The sequence below is a fragment of the Pseudomonas sp. AS2.8 genome, assembly GCF_014190935.1.
Classification (GTDB): domain Bacteria; phylum Pseudomonadota; class Gammaproteobacteria; order Pseudomonadales; family Pseudomonadaceae; genus Chryseomonas.
On the sequence record NZ_JACHVV010000001.1, the window covers coordinates 330894 to 352083 of the forward strand.

At 63.0% G+C, this 21190-nt stretch carries 19 protein-coding genes; 3 read left to right on the plus strand and 16 right to left on the minus strand.

Annotation, left to right across the window (positions count from 1 at the left end; genetic code table 11):
* Window positions 1–82: 82 nt before the first annotated feature.
* From FHR73_RS01505 to FHR73_RS01535, 7 genes are read right to left on the minus strand one after another with little or no spacing between them, the layout of a single operon-like run.
* Window positions 83–1111 carry an ABC transporter substrate-binding protein gene (locus tag FHR73_RS01505; RefSeq protein ID WP_183629010.1) on the minus strand — a complete coding sequence of 343 codons (1029 nt, stop codon included), beginning with the start codon at window positions 1109–1111 and terminating at the stop codon, window positions 83–85.
* Window positions 1102–2238 carry an FAD-binding oxidoreductase gene (locus FHR73_RS01510; protein WP_183629012.1) on the minus strand — a complete coding sequence of 379 codons (1137 nt, stop codon included), beginning with the start codon at window positions 2236–2238 and terminating at the stop codon, window positions 1102–1104. The genes FHR73_RS01505 and FHR73_RS01510 overlap by 10 nt, the downstream gene beginning before the upstream one ends.
* Window positions 2235–3596 carry an NAD(P)/FAD-dependent oxidoreductase gene (locus FHR73_RS01515; protein ID WP_183629014.1) on the minus strand — a complete coding sequence of 454 codons (1362 nt, stop codon included), beginning with the start codon at window positions 3594–3596 and terminating at the stop codon, window positions 2235–2237. The genes FHR73_RS01510 and FHR73_RS01515 overlap by 4 nt, the downstream gene beginning before the upstream one ends.
* Window positions 3593–3883: a (2Fe-2S)-binding protein gene (locus FHR73_RS01520; RefSeq protein WP_007160508.1), complete on the minus strand. Its 291-nt coding sequence runs from the start codon at window positions 3881–3883 to the stop codon at window positions 3593–3595. The genes FHR73_RS01515 and FHR73_RS01520 overlap by 4 nt, the downstream gene beginning before the upstream one ends.
* Window positions 3884–3900: 17 nt before the next feature.
* A complete protein-coding gene (locus tag FHR73_RS01525) occupies window positions 3901–4695 on the minus strand; it encodes an ABC transporter permease (protein ID WP_133863274.1) in 795 nt (264 codons plus the stop codon).
* A 4-nt stretch (window positions 4696–4699) separates the two neighbouring features.
* Window positions 4700–5566 carry an ABC transporter permease gene (locus FHR73_RS01530; protein ID WP_144959682.1) on the minus strand — a complete coding sequence of 289 codons (867 nt, stop codon included), beginning with the start codon at window positions 5564–5566 and terminating at the stop codon, window positions 4700–4702.
* Window positions 5563–6582 (minus strand): ABC transporter ATP-binding protein, encoded by a 1020-nt coding sequence (locus tag FHR73_RS01535; RefSeq protein WP_183629016.1) that lies wholly within the window; start codon window positions 6580–6582, stop codon window positions 5563–5565. Before FHR73_RS01535 ends, FHR73_RS01530 begins: the two co-directional genes overlap by 4 nt.
* 238 nt (window positions 6583–6820) lie before the next feature.
* Between FHR73_RS01535 and FHR73_RS01540 the strand changes: the two genes are divergently transcribed.
* Entirely contained in the window at window positions 6821–7651 is an 831-nt protein-coding gene (locus FHR73_RS01540) for an IclR family transcriptional regulator (RefSeq protein ID WP_183629018.1), read from the plus strand.
* Here FHR73_RS01540 and FHR73_RS01545 read toward each other — a convergent pair.
* On the minus strand, window positions 7648–8115 hold the full coding sequence (locus FHR73_RS01545) for an RNA methyltransferase (protein ID WP_007160503.1): 468 nt from the start codon (window positions 8113–8115) through the stop codon (window positions 7648–7650). The genes FHR73_RS01540 and FHR73_RS01545 overlap by 4 nt on opposite strands.
* A 97-nt stretch (window positions 8116–8212) precedes the next feature.
* On the opposite strand from FHR73_RS01545, the gene FHR73_RS01550 reads away from it, so the two are divergent.
* Entirely contained in the window at window positions 8213–8956 is a 744-nt protein-coding gene (locus FHR73_RS01550; protein WP_183629020.1) for a class I SAM-dependent methyltransferase, read from the plus strand.
* On the opposite strand, the gene FHR73_RS01555 is transcribed toward FHR73_RS01550, so the two are convergent.
* Window positions 8953–9711: an SDR family NAD(P)-dependent oxidoreductase gene (locus FHR73_RS01555; RefSeq protein WP_183629022.1), complete on the minus strand. Its 759-nt coding sequence runs from the start codon at window positions 9709–9711 to the stop codon at window positions 8953–8955. The genes FHR73_RS01550 and FHR73_RS01555 overlap by 4 nt on opposite strands.
* A 147-nt stretch (window positions 9712–9858) precedes the next feature.
* On the opposite strand from FHR73_RS01555, the gene FHR73_RS01560 reads away from it, so the two are divergent.
* The gene (locus FHR73_RS01560; RefSeq protein ID WP_183629024.1) at window positions 9859–10734 is read left to right on the plus strand and encodes a LysR family transcriptional regulator; all 876 of its coding nucleotides are present in this window, start codon (window positions 9859–9861) and stop codon (window positions 10732–10734) included.
* A gap of 86 nt (window positions 10735–10820) precedes the next feature.
* Here FHR73_RS01560 and FHR73_RS01565 read toward each other — a convergent pair whose 3' ends face one another.
* The 7 genes from FHR73_RS01565 to FHR73_RS01595 all read right to left on the minus strand — a co-directional run bounded on the left by FHR73_RS01565 (window position 10821) and on the right by FHR73_RS01595 (window position 20726).
* Window positions 10821–11276, minus strand: coding sequence for a GNAT family N-acetyltransferase (locus FHR73_RS01565; protein WP_183629026.1), 456 nt, complete (start codon window positions 11274–11276; stop codon window positions 10821–10823).
* A 48-nt stretch (window positions 11277–11324) separates the two neighbouring features.
* Window positions 11325–12458, minus strand: coding sequence for a diguanylate cyclase (locus FHR73_RS01570; RefSeq protein WP_183629028.1), 1134 nt, complete (start codon window positions 12456–12458; stop codon window positions 11325–11327).
* A gap of 191 nt (window positions 12459–12649) precedes the next feature.
* The gene (locus tag FHR73_RS01575; RefSeq protein WP_183629030.1) at window positions 12650–13696 is read right to left on the minus strand and encodes a hypothetical protein; all 1047 of its coding nucleotides are present in this window, start codon (window positions 13694–13696) and stop codon (window positions 12650–12652) included.
* Between the two features lie 108 nt (window positions 13697–13804).
* Complete coding sequence (locus FHR73_RS01580) at window positions 13805–14638, minus strand: hypothetical protein (RefSeq protein WP_183629032.1); 834 nt, start codon at window positions 14636–14638, stop codon at window positions 13805–13807.
* Window positions 14635–16314, minus strand: a complete 1680-nt coding sequence (locus FHR73_RS01585; RefSeq protein WP_183629034.1) for an AAA family ATPase — start codon at window positions 16312–16314, stop codon at window positions 14635–14637. The genes FHR73_RS01580 and FHR73_RS01585 overlap by 4 nt, the downstream gene beginning before the upstream one ends.
* A gap of 65 nt (window positions 16315–16379) precedes the next feature.
* Entirely contained in the window at window positions 16380–17630 is a 1251-nt protein-coding gene (locus FHR73_RS01590) for a ribonucleotide-diphosphate reductase subunit beta (protein ID WP_183629036.1), read from the minus strand.
* A gap of 180 nt (window positions 17631–17810) precedes the next feature.
* On the minus strand, window positions 17811–20726 hold the full coding sequence (locus FHR73_RS01595) for a ribonucleoside-diphosphate reductase subunit alpha (RefSeq protein ID WP_183629037.1): 2916 nt from the start codon (window positions 20724–20726) through the stop codon (window positions 17811–17813).
* Window positions 20727–21190: the final 464 nt, after the last annotated feature.

The window sequence follows — 21190 nt, forward strand, 5'->3', positions numbered from 1 at the left end:
ACGCCGCCAAGGGTGAGGGGTCGCCCCGACGTTGAGTTGTCCAGGGTCGACCTCTACCGGTGCGTTTGCGCTGTTCGAGCGACTAGCGCTCCACCTGCCGATTCCAGCGGGCGTTCCACTGCGGCCGCACCTTGTTCACTTCGTCCCAGTCGATGGTCACGGCGGTCTTCAGGTAGTTCTGCATGGCCTCCACCTGGCCGCGGGTCTTGTCGGTGGTAGGGGTGTTGGGGTTGGACGGGATCTGGTCGCCCAGTTCCAGCGCCGGGGCCTGGGCTTCGGGGGTCAGCAGGTATTCCGCCAGTTGCTGGGCCAATTCCGGCTGGTCGTTGTTGGCGGTCACGCATTCGGCGACGTTGAGCACCACGGCGCCTTCCTTGGGCGGCGCGTATTCCACCGGGATGCCCTTGAGCTTGAGCGCGGTGACCTGGGTGGGCGTGAGCGGGAACAGCGCCGCCTCGTCGGTCTGCACCATCTCCGAGAGCTTGGCCGAGCTGGGGATGTACTCCAGCACATTGGGGCCGACGGTGGTGGGCCAGGCCTTGAAGCCGGGGTCGACGTCCTGCTCGGTGCCGCCCTTGAGGCGGTTGAACATCAGGAAGCCGTGCAGGCCGAAGGTCGAGGAGGACAGCGACTGGAACACCACCTTGCCCTTGTACTTGGGATCGGCGAGGTCCGCCCAGGAGGTCGGCGCCGCCCAACCCTTGTCCTTGAACAGCCGGCTGTTGTAGGCAAGACCCGTCACGCCCAGGCTGACGGCGGCCGCCTGGTCCTTGATCCTGGCCTTGTCGGGGATCTGCGCCAGGCTCGCGCTGGGCTTGAGCGGGCTGCACAGGTTCATGCCGATGGCGCGATACATGATGCCGTCGTCGAGAAACATCACGTGGATCGGCGGCTTCTGCGGACTGGCCTGGACCTTGGCGAGGATATCCGCCGAGGTGCCGGGCACGATCACCACCTTGACGTTGTGCGCCTTCTCGAAGGCGGGCAGCACGCTGTCGGCATAGAGGCGCTCCATGGTGCCGCCATTCATGCCGAGGTAGAGCGTCGGTTCGGCCACGGCGGCCAGGGGCAGGCCGGCGAGGGCCACGAGCAGGGCAGGGGTCAGGCGCATGATTGGGAACTCCTGGGCTGGGAAGGAAAACGGGCGATGGAAAAGGCCTGCAGGCTGTGCCGGGGGGCGCCCTGCAGGATGCACTCGGCCAGGGCTTCGCCAGCCGCCGGCCCGATCTGGAAGCCTGCGCCGGCAAAGCCGAAGCCGTGCAGCAGGCCGGGGGTGGTGAGACTGGGGCCGAGCACCGGCTGGTGATCCGGCAGATAGCCCTCGACGCCGCTCCAGGTGCGGATCGCCTGGGCACCCGTCAGGGCGGGATAGAGTTCGGCGGCGTTTCTGAGGATGTCGAGGATGGCCAGCTGGCCGGGGCGGGCGCGGTCGGCGTCGAGGGCGAAACCGCGCCCGCCGCCCAGCACGCAATTGCCGCGCGCGACCTGGCGGGCATAGATGCCGCCGCCTTCCACGCCGGTACTGGCGGTCATGAACGGCGGCAGCGGTTCGGTCACCAGCATGGCCGGATGGGCCGCCGTGAGAGGGACCGGCTCGCCGAAGCGGGCGGCCAGCTCCGCCGCCCAGGCACCCGCGCAATTCAGCAGCCAGGGCGCGCTCAGGGTCAGGCCGCTGTCGGTACGGAGCTGGAAGCGCTGGCCGTCGTGCTCCACCTGCGTCACAGCGGTCCGCTCGAAGACCTGGGCACCGGCGCGGCCAGCCGCCTGGGCGAAGGCCGGGGAGACCAGGCGCGGATTGGCGTGGCCGTCCTCCGGGCAGAAGGAAGCGCCCACGGCGATGTCGCCGACCCAGGGAAAGCGCCGGCGCAATTCGCCCCGGTCGAGCAGTTGCAGATCGAGGTCGAAACCCTGACTGGCCTGGGCATAGGCCTGCAGGGAGGCGAAGTCGGTATCGCTGCGGGCCAGCTTGAGGTGGCCGGATCTGAGGTATTCGCCATCGGTACCCAGCAGGTCCTGCAGACCGCCCCAGATCTCATGGGCGCGACTGGACAGCGGCAACTGCACCAGCGGGCGGCCCTGGCGGCGTACCCCGCCGTAGTTGACACCACTGGCCTGGGCGCCGCAGAAGTTGCGTTCCAGCAGGGCGACGCGCTGGCCGCCCTGGGCCAGGAACAGCGCCGCGCTGCTGCCGACGATGCCGCCGCCGATGACCAGGACATCCACGTCCAGCCGGCTCATGGCGCCAGCTCCACGCCAAAGGGCAGCGGCTTGATCGGCGCCTGGGCGCGCAACCGGCCGATCTGGTCCAGCGGGCGACCACTGGCGCAGGCGATCAATTCGGCCGCCGCCGCGCCGCAGATGCGTCCCTGGCAGCGACCCATGCCGACTCGGCAGGTGGCCTTGACTCTGTTGATCTCCCAATGACCCTGGGCCACGGCGGCGCGGATCTCGCCGGCGCTGACCTGTTCGCAGCGACAGACCATGAGCGCGTCCGGCGCCTTGGCCGCCCAGTCCGCGGGAAAGGGAAAGGCCCGCTCGAGGCCCTGGCGAAACACCTCGAAGCGCGCCAGGCGTGCCTGCAGGGTCTGGATGCGCGCCCTGTCCACCGACACGCCGCGATCGTCCAGCAGACTCAGGGCCGCCAGTTCGCCCGCCAGTTCGGCGGCATCGGCGCCCTGGATGCCGGCGCCGTCGCCAGCCAGGTAGACCCCGGCCTGACTGCTGCGCCCGCCCGCATCCCGGACCGGCAACCAGGCGCGATTGAGAGCGCTCCAGGCGAAGTCGCAGCCCAGCAGGTCGGCCAGCTGGGTCTCGCTGCGCAGCGTCTGGCCGAAGCCCAGGGCGTCGCATTCCAGTCGGTGCACCTCGCCATCGGCGGCGCGCCAGCGCACGGCAGCCACCCGGCGTTCGCCTTCGACGGCCAGGAGTTCGGCACCCTGGTGCACGGGTACGCCCTGCAGCGCCAGCCAGCTGCGGTAGTAGAGGCCCTTGGCGAAGGTGGCCGGTTGACCGAGCAGGGCCGGAGTAGCGGCGGCCTGGTCGCGGAAAGGCGCGCTGTCCAGCACCGCCAGCGGCTTGGCCCCGGCCTTGGCGTATTGATAGGCGACGAGATAGAGCAGCGGGCCGGTACCGGCCAGCACCGGGCGGCTGCCGATGGCGCAGCCCTGGAATTTGAGCGCCACCTGTGAGGCGCCCAGGCTGTAGACGCCGGGCAGCGTCCAGCCCGGCACCGGCAGGATGCGGTCGGTGGCACCGGTGGCGACGATCACCTGGTCGAAGGCCAGGCGATCGACATAGCGGCCCTGGCTCAGGGTATCCAGGGCACGCGCTTCGGCATTCCACACCAGGGTGTCGGGTCGATAGTCCAGTTTCGCCTGCGCGGCTTCCAGCGCGCCATGCAGCGCCTGGGCCTTGCCAGCTTCGAAACCGTACAGCGCCTTGCTCGGCCGCTGGAAATTGCCCGGTTGCTGGCGATAGATCTGGCCGCCGCCACGGGCGCTTTCGTCGAGCAGCACCGGCTCGAGGCCATGCGCGACCAGGGTCTGGGCCGCGCGAATGCCTGCCGGCCCGGCGCCCACCACCACGACGGAGCTCACAGCGGCCGCCCCGGATCGCGGCTGACCTGCTGGCCCGCTTCGAGAAAGGTGGCGCAGGCGCGCACCCGGCGGCCATCGGCCAGGCGCACCCAGCAGTCCTGGCAGGCGCCCATCAGGCAGAATCCGGCGCGGGGTTCGCCGCCGAAGTCGCTGCCGCGCAGGTGATCGCTCTGGGTCAGGATGGCGGTGAGCAGGGTGTCGCCCTGCAGGCCCTCGGCCGGCTGGCCGTCGAGGGTGAAGGCCAGGGTCGGACGGTCGCGTTCGGCCACCCGCTTGAGCAGTGCCATGGAGGGGTCTCGGCTGTTCATTGTTTGCCCACCAGCACGCGATCCAGGCCATAGATGCGGTCGAGCAGGATCATGGTGGCCGCGGTGAGGGCGATCACCAGGGCCGACACCGCCGCCATCATCGGGTCGATGGATTCGGTGGCGTAGACGTACATCCGCACCGGCAGGGTCTGGGTCGCCGGGGAGGTGACGAAGATCGACAGGGTCACCTCGTCGAAACTGTTGATGAAGGCCAGCAGCCAGCCGCCGGCGACGCCGGGCAGGATCATCGGCAGGGTGATGCGGCAGAACAGCGTGGTGCGACTGGCGCCCAGGCTCTCGGCGGCCTGCTCGGCGCTGCGGTCGATGCCGATGGCGGCGGCGATCACCAGGCGCAGCACATAGGGGGTGATCACCACCACGTGGGCCAGCACCAGCCAGCTGAAGCTGCCATTCACCCCCAGCAGGGCGAACAGCCGCAGCATGGCCACGCCCAGCACCAGGTGCGGGATGATGATCGGCGAGAGGAACAGGCCGTTGAGAAAGCCCTGGCCGGGAAAGCGGTAGCGGGTGATGGCCAGCCCCGCCGGCACCGCGATCAGCGTGGCCAGGGTGGCCGACAGCGCCGCCAGCTGCAGGCTGTTGTAGAAGGCGGTGAGGAAGTCCGCCCGCTCGAACACGGCGGCGAACCAGCGCAGCGAGAAGCCGGAAGTGGGCAGGCTGAGGGTGTTCTCCGGGGTGAAGGCCACCAGGCAGACCACCACCAGCGGCGCCAGCATGAAGACCATCACCAGGGTATGGAAGGCGAGCCCGAGCGGGCCGTTGCGGGTCATGAGGTCAGACTCCCAGGGCACGTTTGTAGCGGCGTTCCACCAGGCGATTCCAGCCCAGCATCACCAGCAGGTTGAGCAGCAGCAGGGCCACCGCCAGGGTGGCGCCCATCGGCCAGTTGAGTTCGGCCAGGTACTGGTCGTAGATCAGGGTGGCGACCATTTTCAGCCGGCGTCCGCCGAGCAGGCCGGGGATGGCGAAGGAACTGGCGGCCAGGCCGAAGACGATCAGCGTTCCGGACAGCACCCCGGGCATCACCTGGGGCAGCACGATGCGGCGCAGCACCGTCAGATGACTGGCGCCCAGCGACAGCGCGGCCTGTTCGGCGGCGGGATCGAGTTTCTGCAGCGAGGTCCACACCGGGATGATCATGAAGGGCAGCATCACGTGGACCAGGCCGACGACCACCGCGAAGGGGGTGTAGAGCAACTTCAGCGGGCGCCCGCCCAGCGCCACGATGGCCTGGTTGATCAGGCCGTCGGCGCCCAGCAGCAGACTCCAGCCAAAGGCGCGCACCACCACCGAGATCAGCAGCGGCGTCAGCACCAGGATCAGGAAGATCGAGCGCCAGGGCGCGCCCATGCGACTGAGGACGATGGCCTCCGGCACCCCGATCAGCACGCAGAGCAGGGTGACCAGCGCGCTGATCCAGAAGGTGCGCAGGAAGATCTCGTAGAAATAGGGATCGCCCAGCAGGCTCAGGTAGTGGGCCAGGGTGTAGCTGCCTTCCTTGATCCCGGTCTCGTAGTCGAAGACGTTGAAGGACAGCGCCAGGGTCAGCGCGAGGGGCGCCAGCAGCAGTCCGGCGAACAGCACCAGGGCCGGGGCGCTGAGCAGATAGGCGCGACCGGTGCCGCGCAGCAGGGTGCTCATGCCGCGGCCTCCGCGGCTTCCAGTCGGCGCAGCAGACTGTCGTCCCAGTGCAGCCCGACGCGCTGACCCTCGTCCAGCGGCGGCAGTCCATCGTTGCTGCGCAGCACCGACACCTCGCCCAGTGCCGTCTCCAGGCGGTACAGCCACTGGCTGCCAAGGAAGAAGCGGGTCAGCAGCCGCCCTTGCAGGCGCCCCTCGCCGGCGGGGCGCAGCTCGATCTTTTCCGGCCGCAGCGAGATCGCCAGGGCGCCACCGGCGGCGATCTGCGGCCGGCCCTGGGCATCCAGGCTGCCCGGCAGCAGGTTGGCCTTGCCGACGAAATCGGAGATGAATCTGTTGCGCGGATGTTCGTAGAGCCGATAGGGCGCATCCACCTGGGTGATGCGCCCGGCTTCCATCACCACCACCCGGTCGCTGATGGACAGCGCCTCGGACTGGTCGTGGGTGACCATCAGGGTGGTAATGCCTACCTCGCGCTGGATGCGGCGGATCTCGAACTGCATCTCTTCGCGCAGATGGGCGTCCAGGTTGGACAGCGGCTCGTCCAGCAGCAGCACCGGCGGGGCTATCACCAGCGCCCGCGCCAGGGCCACCCGCTGGCGCTGGCCACCGGAAAGTTCGCGCGGATAGCGCTCGGCATGCTGGCCCAGGTGCACCAGACCCAGGGCTTCCTCGACGCGGCGCGCCAGTTCGGCGCCCGCCACCTTGCGCATGCGCAGGCCGAAGGCGACGTTGTTGCGCACCGTCATGTGCGGGAACAGCGCATAGCTCTGGAAGACCACCCCGAGGCCGCGACTGGCCGGCTTGGCGTGGGTGATGTCCTGGCCGTCGAGCAGGATGCGCCCGCTGCTGACGTCGACGAAGCCGGCGATCATCTGCAGGGTGGTGGTCTTGCCGCAGCCGGAGGGGCCGAGCAGGGAGACGAATTCGCCGCGCTCGATGGCCAGGGTCGAACCGGCCACCGCGTAGCTGTCGCCGTAGCGCTTGCTGAGATTGTCGAGAGTCAGGAAAGCCATGGCCGCAATGCTCCTCCGGTCGCGCCCACGGGGACGGTGGGCAAGGTTTTGGCAGGGCGAAAGACAGCCTGGATCTGGACGTTGGCGCTCGCTCGAATGGCGGCGTCCGGTGATTGTGAGTATCGCCCTATGGACCTGAAGGTAAGGGCGACCTAGGATGCAGGACAAGCAAGTTTTTCACTGAATGAACTCTTTTTTCAGATTTATTCACTCAGTGAAATATTTTGGAGTGCTGCAGATGGAAGATTCCAGTGAAAGAAAGGCGGTTACAGGCGAGGTAGGCGTCGGCGCCATCAGCCGGGTGTTCGCCGTGGTGCGGGCCCTGGGCGAGGGTGATCCCGAAGGCGAAAAGGTCACCCGCCTGGCCGAGCGCGTGGGCCTGTCGCAACCCACCACCCACCGGCTACTGCGCGGCCTGGTGGAAGAGGGCATGGTCGAGCAGTGCGCCCGCAGCAAGAGATACCGCCTGAGTCTGGACTTCTTCGCCCTGGCGGCTCGCGCCGGCCAGGTCGGTAACCTGCGCGACCTGGCGCGGCCGAGTCTGTTGCGGCTGTCGGCGTCCCTGGGCGATTCGCTGTTCCTGCTGGCGCGCAGCGGCTTCGACGCCATGTGCCTGGACCGCAGCGAGGGGCCCTATCCGATCCGCACCTTCACCGGCGACATCGGCGGTCGCGTGCCCCTGGGCGGCGGCCAGGGCGCCCTGGCGATCCTGGCCTTCCTGCCCGAGGAAGAACGCGAAGAGGTGATCCGCTACAACCTGCCGCGGCTGCGCGACGCCCATCACTACGACGAGGTGCTGTTGCGCGCCGAGATCGACAACGTCCGCCAGCAGGGCTATGCCGCGCGCAACACCGGGGTGCTGGCCGGCATGGCGGGCCTCGCCGTGCCCATCCTCGACCGCAACGGCCGGGCGGTGGCGGCCCTGAGCGTGGGCACCCTCAGCGAACGCCTCAACGCCCAGCGGCTGCCCACGGTGATCGAATTGCTCCGCCGCGAAGCCGGGGTGATCGCCGCGCGCATCAACCCCTTCGATCCGGTCTTGCGCCGGCCGACCCAGGGGTTTGGTTAAAAAAGCGGGCCGGAGCGGGTGTTATTACCCTTCGCCAGGCGGTCATAGAGCACCACATTGACCGTGGCCGCCAGATTCATGCAGCCCTGGGTGGGGATGTACACCACGTCCTCGCACCAGTCGCGCAGCTCCTGGCTGAGGGAGCCGTCCTCGGCGCCGAACAGGTAGAGGGCGCGATCGGGATGGGTGTACTCGGGCAACGGCCGGGCGCCATCCACCAACTCCACCGCCACCGGCACGCAACCCAGCGGCAGGATGCGGCGCAGGTCGTCGATGTTGATCAGCGGGATGTCCTGATGGACCTTCTTGGTGTCGGTGACGAAATCCTTGGCGCGGTCGTAGCGGGTGCCGGTATAGAACACCGAGGCCACCCCGTAGCAACCCGCCGCCCTCATGATGGACCCGACGTTGGACGGCGACTTGGGGTTGCTCAGGCCGATGCAGGCGTATCTCTTGTTGCTCACGTCAGGGGACTCTCGGGAAAACCGCCAGTATAAGGCGTCGAAGGTTGCAGAAACGGATTAAGATGCGCGCCCGCGTCTCCCGCCCCGAGCCCCTGCGATGTCCGCCACCGCCCTCTACACCGACCTGTCGGCCTACTACGACCTGCTCTGCGCCGACATCGACTACCAGGCGCAGAGCCAGGCGGTGCTGCGCCTGCAGCGGCTGTTCGGCAATGGCGGCAGCCGTCACCTGGATCTCGCCTGCGGCACCGGTCCCCATGTGCGGTATTTTCTCGATGCCGGCTTCCAGAGCAGCGGGCTGGACCTCAATCCGCCGATGCTGGCCCAGGCCGCGCTGCGTTGCCCCGAGGCGGAGTTCTCCTGCCAGGACATGTGCGCCTTCGAGCTGGAGCAGCCGGTCGATCTGATCACCTGCTTTCTCTACTCCCTGCACTACAGCGGCAGCCTCGTACGGCTCCAGGCGTGCCTGGCGCGGGTCCAGGCGGCCCTGACCCCGGGCGGCCTGTTCTGCTTCAACGCCGTCGACAAGCGCCGTATCGACAATGCCTCCAGTGTCGGCCACAGCGTCGTGCGGGCCGATGGCCACTTCAGCTTCGCCTCCGCCTGGCACTACCCGGGCGAGGGCGAGCACCAGCAACTCCGTCTGCGCATTGAACGCCGCCACGCCGGCCAGCAGCAGACCTGGCAGGACGAACACCCCATGGTGGCGGTGGACTTCCCCGAATTGCTGGCCCTGCTGGAGCCGCACTTCGAGGTCCAGGTGCTGGAGCACGACTACCAGCGCATCGAACCCTGGGCCGGCGAGGCGGGCAATGCGCTGTTCGTCTGCGTCAGGCGCTAGTGGGCATGGGCATGCATCCCGCCATCCACCGCGATCACATCACCGGTGAGGTAGCGCGCCAGCGGTGAAGCGAGAAAGGCCACCACCTGGCCCACGTCTTCCGGCTCGCCGAAATAGCCGATGGGAATGTGCCGGGCGATAAAGGCCTGGCGCGCCTCGGGCGTCGGGTGCAGCCGCTGCAGGATCTGCTCGGAATTGATCCGCCCCGGGGCGATGGTATTGACCGTGATGCCCTCGGCCGCCAGTTGGCTCGCCAGCCCCTTTGACCAGAACTGGATCGCCGCCTTGGCCGTCCCGGCACCGTTCACGTCGCGCGGTTCCATGCTGCCGCTGAAATTGACGATGCGTCCCCAGCGTCTTTCGCGCATTCCACCCAGCAGCGCCTGGGTCAGGCGGCGGGGGGCGGTGAAGTTGAGATTCCAGGCTTCGTCCCAGGCCGCATCGTCCGCCGTCAGCGAAAGCGGTCGTGTGCCGCCGGCGTTATTGACCAGGATATCCACCCGCCCCAGCCCGTCCTCGGCTTCCCGCGCCAGGCGCTGGACGTCTGCGGCGTCGGTGATATCCGCCGCGATCACCAGCGGCCGGGCATGACCCGCCGCCACGATCTCCTCGGCCAGGGCCTCCAGGGCGTCCCGCCGCCGCGCGGTGATCGCCAGCCGAACGCCTTCGGCCGCCAGGACGCGGGCGATACCCGTGCCTATGCCCATGCTGGCGCCGGTCACCAGGGCGGTACGGTCGTGCAGTTGCAGATCCATGATCGATTCTCCAGTAGCAGCTCGTAGGTTGGGTTGAGCGCAGCGAAGCCCAACACTTCGCGACCTCACCCACGCCACTAGCCTCACCCACCACCCAGATGAGATAAACGCCCTCCCAGTGCGAGGATTCCTTAGCAGGAGTGTGGAATGGATCTACTCGACAGCATGCAGGTGTTCGTCGCCGTGGTGGAGCGCGGCAGCCTGGCCGCGGCGGCCCAGGCCCAGGGCATCTCGCCGACCATGGCCGGCAATCACCTGCGCAGCTTGGAGAAGCGCCTGGGCCTGCAACTGCTGGTGCGCACCACCCGGCGCCAGCGCCTGACCGCCTTTGGCGAGGGCTACTACGCCCGCTGCCGCGAGATCCTCGCCTTGGTCGCCGACACCGATCGCCAGGCCGAAACCCAACGCCTGGCACCCGCCGGCATCCTGCGCGTGTCGGCGCCGGTGTCTTTCGGTACCTACGGCCTCACGCCACGGCTGGGCGACTATCTGGCGCGGCATCCCCAGGTCACCCTCGATCTGGTGCTGAGCGATCGGGTGCAGGACCTGGTGGAGGAGGGTATCGACATCGCCATCCGTATTGGCGAACTGGCCGATTCCTCCCTGGTGGCGCGACCCCTGGCGCCCTATGTGATGTGGTGCTGCGCCGCGCCCGGCTATCTCGTCCAGCGCGGCACGCCGGAGCGGCTAGCCGATCTAGAGAGCCATGACTGCCTAGGCATGGACCCTCGCGCCCTGAGCCAATGGCGCGCCCAGACCGGCACCCCCTTCGGCCCGCTGCCACCCGGCCGCCTGCACCTCAGCAACGGCCCCGCCCTTCGCCTGGCCGCCCTGCAAGGCCTCGGCGTCATCCTCCAGCCGGCCTTCCTGCTGCAAGATGACGTCGCCGCCGGCAATCTGGTCCGCCTCTTCCAGGGCCAGGAACTCACCCGCCCCCTGACGGCGCTCTATCTCCAGACAAGATGGCGCTCGGTGACGGTGAGAAGCTTCGTGGAATTCCTGTTAACGGAGTTCACCCCGTAGCGTAGAAAACGGCGCAGCCTTTTCCACTGACGCCTCCAGCGCACAGCACCAGAGCTCCCGCGTGGACAAGCTTCGCGTTGTCCACGCTACGCCTCCAGCCGCTTCTCCATAAACACACTCAACGGATCGTCCCGATACGCCCCAAAAGGACCACGCCGCCGATACCCCGCCGACTCATAAAGCCCCAAGGCCGCCGGCTGATAAGGCCCCGTTTCCAGTCGTGCCAACTCACACCCACGGCCTACCGCCTCACGCTCTAGCCCTGCCAGCAGGCGACCACCCAGCCCTCGTCCACGCCCCCTGGGGCTCACATACATCCGCTTGATCTCGCCATAGTCGTCCTGCAGCACCATGGCCCCACAGCCCAGCGCACTGCCGCTGTCATCCCGGGCGACCAGGAACAGCACGTTCGGCTGCATGAGCGACGTCAGATCCAGGGCATGACGACTCTCGGGCGGATAGAGGCCGTCCTGATAGGCGTCCAGTTCGGCGATCAGGGCGATCACCTCGGGTTGGTCGGGGGATTCGAGGGCGATGGGCATGGTGGCTCCGGTCAGGCAATCGCCCAAGCCTAAGCCATTAGCGGGGCCTCATCCCAGGCTCATCCGCAATCCATCCCGCCCGCCACGCTTGGCGGCGTAGAGGGCACCGTCCCCGCGCTCCAGCAAGGCCGCCAGACTTTCGGGTGGCTGATCGAACAGCACGGCGCCGATGCTCAGGGTGACGGGCTCGGGCGTCCGCAGGCGCTGCGCCGCCAGTTGGTTGAAGCGCTGGCGCAGGGTGTCTGCCAAACGCACGACATCCGCATCAGCCGCTTCATCCAACAGCACCACGAATTCATCACCCCCCAACCGGGCGGCCAGCGCCTGGCGCGGCAGGGTGGTGCGCAGCAGGTCGCTCAGGGCGATCAGCAGGCCGTCACCCGCCGCGTGGCCATGGAGGTCGTTCACCAGCTTGAAGTTGTCCAGATCGATCAGCAGTAGCGCGCCGGGTCGGGCCAGTGTCGCCTGGCCGAACAGTCGCGGCGCCTCGGCCTCCAGCGCGCGGCGGTTATAGAGGCCGGTCAGGGGATCGCTGCCGGCCAGGCGCTCGATATGCTGCTCGCGGCGATAGCGCACCGTGCCGGTCATCGACAAGGCGATCAGCATCACCGCCATCACCCCCTCCACCAGGGAGATCTGGATGATGGCGCCGCGATAGACCGCCAGATCGATCAGGGTGCCGGGGGTGAGCGGCGGAATCATCTTGGTCAGGTAGAAGAGGCCATGGATCAGCAGCACCGCGCGCAGCTGCCGTTCCCCGGCATTGCGCCGCCGCAGCAGCAGGCTCGCCCGGATCGCCAGGACGCCGATCAGCAGCGACTGCACCACCAGCATCACCTTGGACCACCAGGGCTCGTTGGGCAGCAGCAACAACCCCAGCCAGACGGCGGCGATGGCCCACCAGCCCAGACTCAGGCGCCGCCCGGTAAAGCGCGCCACGCCGAGCAGAAAGAGTCCATGCACGAAGATCAGCAGCCCATTGGCGAACCAGATGCCCACCAGCAGCAGCCCCTGGCTGCGCAACAGCGCCAGGGTGCTGCCCACGCAGATGAGGGCGAAACCCGCGCTCCAGTACAGCAGCGCCGACTCGCGCACCGACCGCCACTCGATGGCCAGATAGCCCGCCGCGGCGGCCGCCAGGGCGATGGTGAGGGTCAGCATGGTGGGGGCATCAAGTGCCATGAGCGAATCGGACCTGTCTGGATACGAGAAGGGCGCTCCCTGCCTGGGACCCGCGCCCGCCAAAGCGGAGCCGCACCGCAGTCTTATCGACACGGCAGGCGCGGGCTTGAGGCAGAGGAGTGCGCGCCATGATGACGGGCCGATAACCCTAATTCAAACCTGACCTTCGGCTGGGTCAGACGGCCCGTCCGTTACTGGGGTTTAACCAGCGTCCGAATCGCCGTGGCCGGCAATCGCGCCGTACTGCCATCCGCCAGCCGCAGCTCGAAGGCCTCGCCCAGCGACCAGACCACCTGCACGTCCTTGAGCACGCACTGGTCGTTGGTAGGCAGCACCCTGGCCTGCTCCTTGGCGCAGTAGGAGGTATCGAGCACGATCGCCCTGGCCTGGTAGTTACCCAGGCCCAGCGTCTTGACCATGGTTTCGGGCAGGGTGGTGAGCACCCCGCTATAGCCGGCCAGAAAGAGGGCGAAGAACAGGGAGAACATCATCGCCGCCTTCCATCCAGCGATGAACAGCATGGAAGTCATGGTCGTGACGAAGGCGATGACGAACGGCGCGACGGCCAGAGCGCCCCACTTGAACAGCGGCTGCCAATCGCTCACCAGCGGATAGGCCTGCGCCAGCATCCAGAAGATGAACAGGCCAACGACCATTGTCGGCAGGTAAGCCTCCCAGACGAACTTCAGGAAACTGAAGCGGCGCAAGTCGAACAGCCCCTGTATGGCCATGCCCGCCAGTAGCGTGATGGCGATGGGCGCAAGAAAGGCGACGTTGAGGAACAGCTCAGGATCGACGAGGAGAATGGCCGCATCGCTGAACCCCGCCAGCAGATAGGGCACGAAAAACACCAGTGTCATCAACAGCATGATCTTGCGAAAGCGCCCCTCGCCGCGATAGGGCAGGGCGTAGGTGATGTCTTCCTTGATCGCAGCCGTATTGATGAAGCGGTAATAGACCCAGGCGCCTGGCAGGAACAGTGCGGCAACGAAGGCGCCTATGGTCAGAAAGCCCAGGCAGGCAGCCGCCAGCAGCAGCGACGAGAACTGGAAGAGATCGAAGCTCGGATAGAAGTGATTGCGGGCGAAATAGGCTAGGAACATCCCGAAGCCCAGGGTCGGCGGTAGCCCCTTGGCCAGCAGCGAAGCATGACGCTGTAGGACGGTGCCGGCGAATTCAAGGATGAAATCGAAGACGGCATCCGTGTCGGTGGCTGGTTGGTCGGTCCAGCGGAGCATTATCCCTTCCTTGAGAAATATATTTTATAAACCAATTAGTTTTGAATTATTTATAGAAATTCGATAATTGGATTAATGGTAAAAGCGTGGTTAATTTTAAGAGCTAATTTAAACTCCGTACTCAGATTTTACAAAATTTAAAACTTTTCTCCACGTATGTTGATGGGCTTTGTGAGTTTCAGAAAAAAATCCATCATACAAAGACTTAAAACGAGACGATGCATTGCTTGGGTCCCATCCTGGGTCACTTCTCCAAGAAGTGGCCCACCGTTTACACATTTCTTGAAATAGTTCTTGATTGTAGTTCTCCACTACCGAAGAGCAAATGGCTATGCTTTCATGAACTTCTGCGACACCTGGTTCTATTTTTATGACGCTTGTGGGGTTCTTAAGATTTCCAAGACCTAGCTTTATCGCGTTTTTTCCAGGCAGCAAGCTATTGGAGTGAACAATCCCATGCCTAAGTTCGCATATTTTTTCGTATTCAATAAGTGCCGCAGCTGTATTGGATTTTTTGTCAATCTCGTGGCCAAGGTAGTCTTTGCTGCATTTTTTTATTGTTTCTTGGCTAGCGAAAGAAAGATGCTCAAAACAGCCGCGAGAAAAAAAAGAAACAGAATTCCAAATTGCAGATCCTAGGTGAATGCTCTTTTCTGATGAATTTGCTTTTGAAAGGCTGCAATTTGAAAGGCAGAAAGAGCTTATTTCCCGAAAATAATCTTCCGTGGCTGATACCGTTGAGGCGACTAGAAAAGAAGACAACCAAGGGTGAGTATTTAAAATGTTAGGTGTGGCCGCTTGGATTATATTAGTTCTTGCGCCATAGAAGTTATCGATGGCGGAAGCTTGCGTTGGTGTGCTTTCTTTTATGTAGCTCTTAATATCGCTTATGCGAGAAGAGCCTGAAGTGGAATTACAACAATTTTTCCAATTAACATTCATGCTATGAACTCTTCAGCGTACTGAACGATTCGCTTTGCCCAGATCGGTCCGACGTGAGGAACTTTTCTCAATTCTCGCATGTCGTGATCAATCAAAATATCTTTGATTTTTCTTATGGAGCTGTTTCTTTTTATGGCATCAATTCTTTTTTGAGTCAGCGGTAGTTTTTCAATATCTTGATTAACAATATTTTCAAAAACTGAAAACGATGTTAACTCGGCGCCGCAGTTGACACAGTATCTTGCTGATTCGTTTATGCGTGGAGTTTTGCAGTGCTGGCATGGAGGAAGCGCTAGTGAAAAAAGGTCAGATACTTCGAATTCTTCAAATATAGAAGAGGTTGTCATGCGGGGATAGTGATGACTTGGCCTGTTTTCAAAAGCTTGCACATAATCACTAATAGTAGGAGTTCTCCTGCTATAGAAGGCATTGCGGTCTATTATTGCAGCATTGTGTACGGAATAAAGTTCATATACGTTTCTGCTTCCTCGGCTAGAATTCCCTACTGGATAGATAAGGCCGGCATATTGGAAAAAGCCAATTACTTTTAGTACCTCTTGTTCGATCGGTCTCTTGATAGCTATGACTGTTGTCTGCTTGTTATACTCTCCGCCTCTATTAAATTCTTTTATAATCGAAAGAGTTTTATCGAAAAATTTTTCGCCTCTTTCAATAAAATTTTCATAAATAGGTATCTTGTCTTTTAAAGATAGATAGATTTTGTAGGTGGTTTCTAAGCAATTTTTTACAGACTTTAATGCAGTGGCGCGGTCAAGTGTTATAGTGTCGGAGCCGTCTCCCTCCTCATCTAATGTCCAAGCACTATTTACCATGTTAAGTAGCGCACGAGGCAATCCGTTCGCTGCATAACAAAGAAGCTTCAGATTATTTTCATTTGATTTTATTGCTTTGTAAGTATGCTCAGGGAGTCTTCTCTCTAGGACGCTTTCCATGAATTCATAATAGTTCTTGCTTTCTGGGTTTATCCATACATCTATTTCTTCTGCATCGTGCCCGATATGAAAAGAAGAAGAAAATGAAGTAACTCCAGGGTATATGGCTGCTTTGGGGGAGATGGTGCGGCTCTTTATTTTTCTAAAAAAATCAAAAAAATCCTTTTGTTGTTCAGCAGAAAAAGCATGCGCTGCATCGTCAAGCAGTAGTACACAGCGATTTTTTCTAGATAGCTGAAGAATTTCTATAATGTGCTCTTCTAAAGACTCATTGTCCTGTATAAGATTCTCATTTATTTTCTCGATAGTGCCTGATTCAAGAAATTTTATTAATTGTTTAATATGTTTTTTTTGTTTTTCTATGTCTAGCTCAAGACCAAGATCTATACAGCTATTATAAAGGCCCTCTAAGATTTTATAAATCAGCCACTGATTAAACCAAAGAGCGGCGTTAGCAGCTTTTTTATAAAGTGGCTCAAGTTTTAAGGAGGTCTTAAAGTTCACATACACCGGAAGCGTAGAAGTCTCAAGTGACTCTTCGTATGCTTTTAATAGTAATGTAGTTTTTCCACAACCCCTGGGTCCGGTGATCAGTTTTGCGCCTGGAGAGATAAGTTTTTTGATTATTGCCTTTTCTTGAGGGTGCTCTATTGACCAGTCAATAAAGTTCTCTTTCTCAAGATACTCCGCTTGCTCAACAAATATTTCCAACTGAATTGTCATAACCTATCCTTGAAAAAAAACCCACGCAAAGTGGGTTTTTATTTAAATTCAAAATCTTGAAAATATCAATCCCAGCTCAACGCCCCACCCGTCTGATACTCGATCACGCGGGTCTCGAAGAAGTTCTTCTCCTTCTTGAGGTCCATGATCTCGCTCATCCAGGGGAAGGGGTTGGTGGCGCCCGGGTATTCTTCCTTGAGGCCGATCTGGGTCAGGCGGCGGTTGGCGATGAACTTGAGGTAATCCTCCATCATCGCCGCGTTCATGCCCAGCACGCCGCGGGGCATGGTGTCGCGGGCGTATTCGATCTCCAGCTGGGTGCCCTGGAGGATCATCTGGGTGGCTTCGTCCTTCATCTGTGCATCCCAGAGGCTCGGGTTCTCGATCTTGATCTGGTTGATCATGTCGATACCGAAGTTCAGGTGCATGGACTCGTCACGCAGGATGTACTGGAACTGCTCGGCGGTGCCGGTCATCTTGTTGCGGCGACCCATGGAGAGGATCTGGGTGAAGCCGCAATAGAAGAAGATGCCTTCCAGCACGCAGTAGTAGGCGATCAGGTTCTTGAGGAACTGGCGATCGGTCTCCGGGGTGCCGGTCTTGAACTCGGGGTCGGAGATGGAGCGGGTGTACTTCAGGCCCCAGCTCGCCTTTTTCGCGACGCTCGGGATCTCGTGGTACATGTTGAAGATCTCGCCTTCATCCATGCCCAGCGACTCGATGCAGTACTGGTAGGCGTGGGTGTGGATCGCCTCTTCGAAGGCCTGGCGCAGGATGTACTGGCGGCATTCGGGGTTGGTGATCAGGCGGTAGACGGCCAGCACCAGGTTGTTGGCGACCAGGGAGTCGGCGGTGGAGAAGAAGCCGAGGTTGCGCTTGACGATGCGGCGCTCGTCCTCGGTGAGGCCGTCCGCGCTCTTCCAGGTCGCGATGTCGGCGTTCATGTTCACTTCCTGGGGCATCCAGTGGTTGGCGCAACCATCCAGATACTTCTGCCAGGCCCAGTCGTACTTGAAGGGCACGAGCTGGTTGAGGTCGGCGCGGGCGTTGATCATCTGCTTGTCGCCGACGTGTACGCGCGCGGAGGAGCCTTCCAGGTCGTCCAGGCCTTCCTGGATGTCCAGCTCGTTCAGCGCCGCCTTGGCGCGAGCCACGGCGTCGGAGTCGTCGGCGGATGGGGCACGGGCGTCATGGACCAGGGCGTCGCCCTCGGAATCCAGGCGCTCGGTCTGGGCGGGCGCTTGCTGGCCGGCGGCCTGCGCAGGCTTGGCGGTGGCGGTGTCGTCGTCTTTGTCGAATTCTTCCCAGTTCAGCATGGGGTGTCTCCTGGGTGGCTGTGTGGTGGGGGCGGGGCGGCGGGCCCTCACCCTAGCCCTCTCCCAGGGGGAGAGGGGATAAGAACGGTGCGCGGGTGGGGGATTCGGCCCTCACCCTGACCCTCTCCCGGTGGGAGAGGGGATAAAGAGCAGCCCTCTACTGGGAGAGGGCTTGGGCTATCACTGGCAGGCTTCGCACTCGGGATCGTCGAGGCTGCAGGCCTTGGGTACCGGAGCCGGTGCCGCGGCGGGTGCCGCTTCGACCTTCTGCGCCGGGGCGGGCGCGGCACTGGCCTGGACGCCGGTGATGGGATCGGCGCTCACGGCGTTCAGCTTGCCGGTGTTGATGGTCGACTTCTCGGTGCTGGTGGCCGCCAGGGCACGGAGGTAGTAGGTGGTCTTCAGACCGCGGAACCAGGCCATGCGGTAGGTCACGTCGAGCTTCTTGCCCGAGGCGCCGGCGATGTACAGGTTCAGCGACTGGGCCTGGTCGATCCACTTCTGGCGACGGCTGGCGGCCTCGACGATCCACCTGGTCTCCACTTCGAAGGCGGTGGCGTACAGGTCCTTCAGATCCTGCGGGATGCGCTCGATCTGCTGCACGGAGCCGTCGTAGTACTTGAGGTCGTTGACCATCACCGAGTCCCACAGGCCGCGCGCCTTGAGGTCGCGTACCAGGTAGGGGTTGATGACGGTGAATTCGCCCGAGAGGTTCGACTTCACATAGAGGTTCTGGTAGGTCGGCTCGATCGACTGGGACACGCCGGTGATGTTGGCGATGGTCGCGGTCGGCGCGATGGCCATGATGTTGGAGTTGCGGATGCCTTTCTTGGCACGCTCGCGCAGCGGGGCCCAGTCCAGGGTCTCGGACAGGTCGACCTCGATGTACTTGGCGCCACGCTCATCGATCAGGCGCTTCTCGGAGTCGATCGGCAGGATGCCCTGGGACCACAGCGAACCCTGGAAGCTGGAGTAGCTGCCACGCTCTTCGGCCAGGTCACAGGAGGCCTGGATGGCGTAGTAGCTGATCACTTCCATGGAGGTGTCGGCGAACTGCACGGCGGCATCCGAACCGTAGGCGATGTGCTGCAGGTACAGCGCATCCTGGAAGCCCATGATGCCCATGCCGACCGGACGGTGCTTGAGGTTGGAGTTCTCCGCCTGGGGCACCGAGTAGTAGTTGATGTCGATGACGTTGTCGAGCATGCGCACGGCGGTCTTGACGGTACGGGCGACCTTGGCGGTGTCCAGCTTGCCGTCGACGATGTGGTTCACCAGGTTCACCGAACCCAGGTTGCACACGGCGATCTCGTCCTTGTTGGTGTTCAGGGTGATCTCGGTGCAGAGGTTGGAGCTGTGCACCACACCCACGTGCTGCTGCGGGCTGCGCAGGTTGCACGGGTCCTTGAAGGTCAGCCACGGGTGGCCGGTCTCGAACAGCATGGACAGCATCTTGCGCCAGAGGTCCTTGGCCTTGATGGTCTTGTGCAGCTTGAGCTTGCCGTACTCGGTCAGGGCTTCGTAGTACTCGTAGCGCTCTTCGAAGGCCTTGCCGTAGAGGTCGTGCAGATCGGGCACGTCGGCGGGGGAGAACAGGGTCCAGTTGCCGTCCTCGAAGACGCGCTTCATGAAGAGGTCGGGGATCCAGTTGGCGGTGTTCATGTCGTGGGTACGACGACGGTCGTCACCGGTGTTCTTGCGCAGCTCGAGGAATTCCTCGATGTCCAGGTGCCAGGTTTCCAGGTAGGCGCAGACCGCGCCCTTGCGCTTGCCGCCCTGGTTGACCGCCACGGCGGTGTCGTTGACCACCTTGAGGAAGGGCACGACGCCCTGGCTCTTGCCGTTGGTGCCCTTGATGTAGGAGCCCAGGGCGCGCACCGGGGTCCAGTCGTTGCCCAGGCCGCCGGCGAACTTCGACAGCATGGCGTTATCGTGGATGGCGCCATAGATGCCGGACAGGTCGTCGGGCACGGTGGTCAGGTAGCAGCTGGACAGCTGCGGACGCAGGGTGCCGGCGTTGAACAGCGTCGGGGTGGACGCCATGTAGTCGAAGCTGGCCAGCAGATTGTAGAACTCGATGGCGCGGGCTTCCTTGTCCTGCTCCATGTGTGCCAGGCCCATGGCCACGCGCATGAAGAACAGCTGCGGCAGCTCGAAGCGGGTGCCGTGGCTGTGCAGGAAGTAGCGGTCGTACAGGGTCTGCAGACCCAGGTAGGTGAACTGCTGGTCACGCTCGTGATCGATGGCGGCGCCCAGGCGCTCCAGGTCGAAGGTGGCCAGTTTCGGGTCCAGCAGCTCCAACTCCACGCCCTTGGCGACGTAGGCGGGCAGGGCCTTGGCGTAGAGGTCGGCCATCTCGTGGTGGGTGGCGGACTCGGCGACGCCGAGGAAGCTCAGGCCTTCGGCGCGCAGGCTGTCCAGCAGCAGGCGGGCGGTGACGTAGGAGTAGTTTGGCTCGCGCTCGACCAGGGTGCGGGAGGTCATCACCAGGGCGGTGTTGACGTCCTTCTCGGCCACGCCGTCGTACAGGTTCTTCAGGGTTTCCTTTTGGATCAGCTCGCCGTTCACCTCTTCGAGGCCTTCGCAGGCTTCGCTGATGATGGTGTTCAGGCGGCCCATGTCCAGCGGCTGGGTGGTGCCGTCGGCCTTGGTCACGCGGATGCTCGGGTGCGGCTCGGCGATGTCGCTGGCGGCGCCCTGCTTGCGCTCCTGGCTACGGGCTTCACGGTAGATCACGTAGCTGCGGGCGACCTTCTGTTCGCCAGCACGCATCAGGGCCAGTTCGACCTGGTCCTGGATCTCCTCGATGTGGATGGTGCCACCGGAGGGCATGCGGCGCTTGAAGGTGCTGCTGACCTGGTCGGTGAGCTGCTTGACGGTGGTGTGGATGCGCGAAGAGGCCGCGGCGGTACCGCCTTCCACGGCGAGGAAAGCCTTGCTGATGGCCACGGTGATCTTGTCGTCGGTATAGGGGACGACGGTACCGTTGCGCTTGATGACGCGCAGTTGACCGGGGGCGGTGGCGCCCAGGTCCTGGCTGTCATCTTGCGCCGGGCGGCCCTGCTGGGCTTGCTCGCGGGTCAGGTCGGTGTGCATGCGGAACTCCCTTGATCGGAAAGAGGGGATCGTCGGCGAGCCGGCGATCCGGAAGAGTGTTGGTCTGGGCCTGCGCGACGACTGCCGATCGCGTCATTACCCCTGAAGATTCCAACGAAAAGCGGTACTGCCGCCGATTCCCCAAGGGAACCGGCGTTCGGGGTCAGGGACCCTGGAAATTCATGATTCGGGCAACAGGATAAGCCCTCCTCGCTAGGGAAGACAGTCTTGACAGAGGGGTGTTTCGCCGTCCCGGGTCATACCGACGAACTGCTATATATGGTGGTGCGGGGGTGCGAGGGCCACTAGATGTCGCGTTTGTCACGTTTCCGGCTGTGGATAAGACGTGGATAAGCTGTTCGGGACTGGGGGGTATCCTGGGGGTGGTGCCCGGCCAGTGCGCGTGAAGGCTGGGCTCAGAGCGGAGTGGTCAAATAACGTACAACGTGACGGGGTCGATGAGA

What these genes read in the sequence shown, in the direction of transcription:
- FHR73_RS01595 (WP_183629037.1), bottom strand. Translation starts at nt 20,726, where the DNA reads ATGCACACCGACCTGACCCGCGAGCAAGCCCAGCAGGGCCGCCCGGCG.
- FHR73_RS01530 (WP_144959682.1), bottom strand. Translation starts at nt 5,566, where the DNA reads ATGAGCACCCTGCTGCGCGGCACCGGTCGCGCCTATCTGCTCAGCGCC.
- FHR73_RS01580 (WP_183629032.1), bottom strand. Translation starts at nt 14,638, where the DNA reads ATGAATGTTAATTGGAAAAATTGTTGTAATTCCACTTCAGGCTCTTCT.
- FHR73_RS01505 (WP_183629010.1), bottom strand. Translation starts at nt 1,111, where the DNA reads ATGCGCCTGACCCCTGCCCTGCTCGTGGCCCTCGCCGGCCTGCCCCTG.
- FHR73_RS01560 (WP_183629024.1), top strand. Translation starts at nt 9,859, where the DNA reads ATGGATCTACTCGACAGCATGCAGGTGTTCGTCGCCGTGGTGGAGCGC.
- FHR73_RS01520 (WP_007160508.1), bottom strand. Translation starts at nt 3,883, where the DNA reads ATGGCACTGCTCAAGCGGGTGGCCGAACGCGACCGTCCGACCCTGGCC.
- FHR73_RS01525 (WP_133863274.1), bottom strand. Translation starts at nt 4,695, where the DNA reads ATGACCCGCAACGGCCCGCTCGGGCTCGCCTTCCATACCCTGGTGATG.
- FHR73_RS01575 (WP_183629030.1), bottom strand. Translation starts at nt 13,696, where the DNA reads ATGCTCCGCTGGACCGACCAACCAGCCACCGACACGGATGCCGTCTTC.
- FHR73_RS01535 (WP_183629016.1), bottom strand. Translation starts at nt 6,582, where the DNA reads ATGGCTTTCCTGACTCTCGACAATCTCAGCAAGCGCTACGGCGACAGC.
- FHR73_RS01585 (WP_183629034.1), bottom strand. Translation starts at nt 16,314, where the DNA reads ATGACAATTCAGTTGGAAATATTTGTTGAGCAAGCGGAGTATCTTGAG.
- FHR73_RS01540 (WP_183629018.1), top strand. Translation starts at nt 6,821, where the DNA reads ATGGAAGATTCCAGTGAAAGAAAGGCGGTTACAGGCGAGGTAGGCGTC.
- FHR73_RS01550 (WP_183629020.1), top strand. Translation starts at nt 8,213, where the DNA reads ATGTCCGCCACCGCCCTCTACACCGACCTGTCGGCCTACTACGACCTG.
- FHR73_RS01555 (WP_183629022.1), bottom strand. Translation starts at nt 9,711, where the DNA reads ATGGATCTGCAACTGCACGACCGTACCGCCCTGGTGACCGGCGCCAGC.
- FHR73_RS01590 (WP_183629036.1), bottom strand. Translation starts at nt 17,630, where the DNA reads ATGCTGAACTGGGAAGAATTCGACAAAGACGACGACACCGCCACCGCC.
- FHR73_RS01570 (WP_183629028.1), bottom strand. Translation starts at nt 12,458, where the DNA reads ATGGCACTTGATGCCCCCACCATGCTGACCCTCACCATCGCCCTGGCG.
- FHR73_RS01510 (WP_183629012.1), bottom strand. Translation starts at nt 2,238, where the DNA reads ATGAGCCGGCTGGACGTGGATGTCCTGGTCATCGGCGGCGGCATCGTC.
- FHR73_RS01565 (WP_183629026.1), bottom strand. Translation starts at nt 11,276, where the DNA reads ATGCCCATCGCCCTCGAATCCCCCGACCAACCCGAGGTGATCGCCCTG.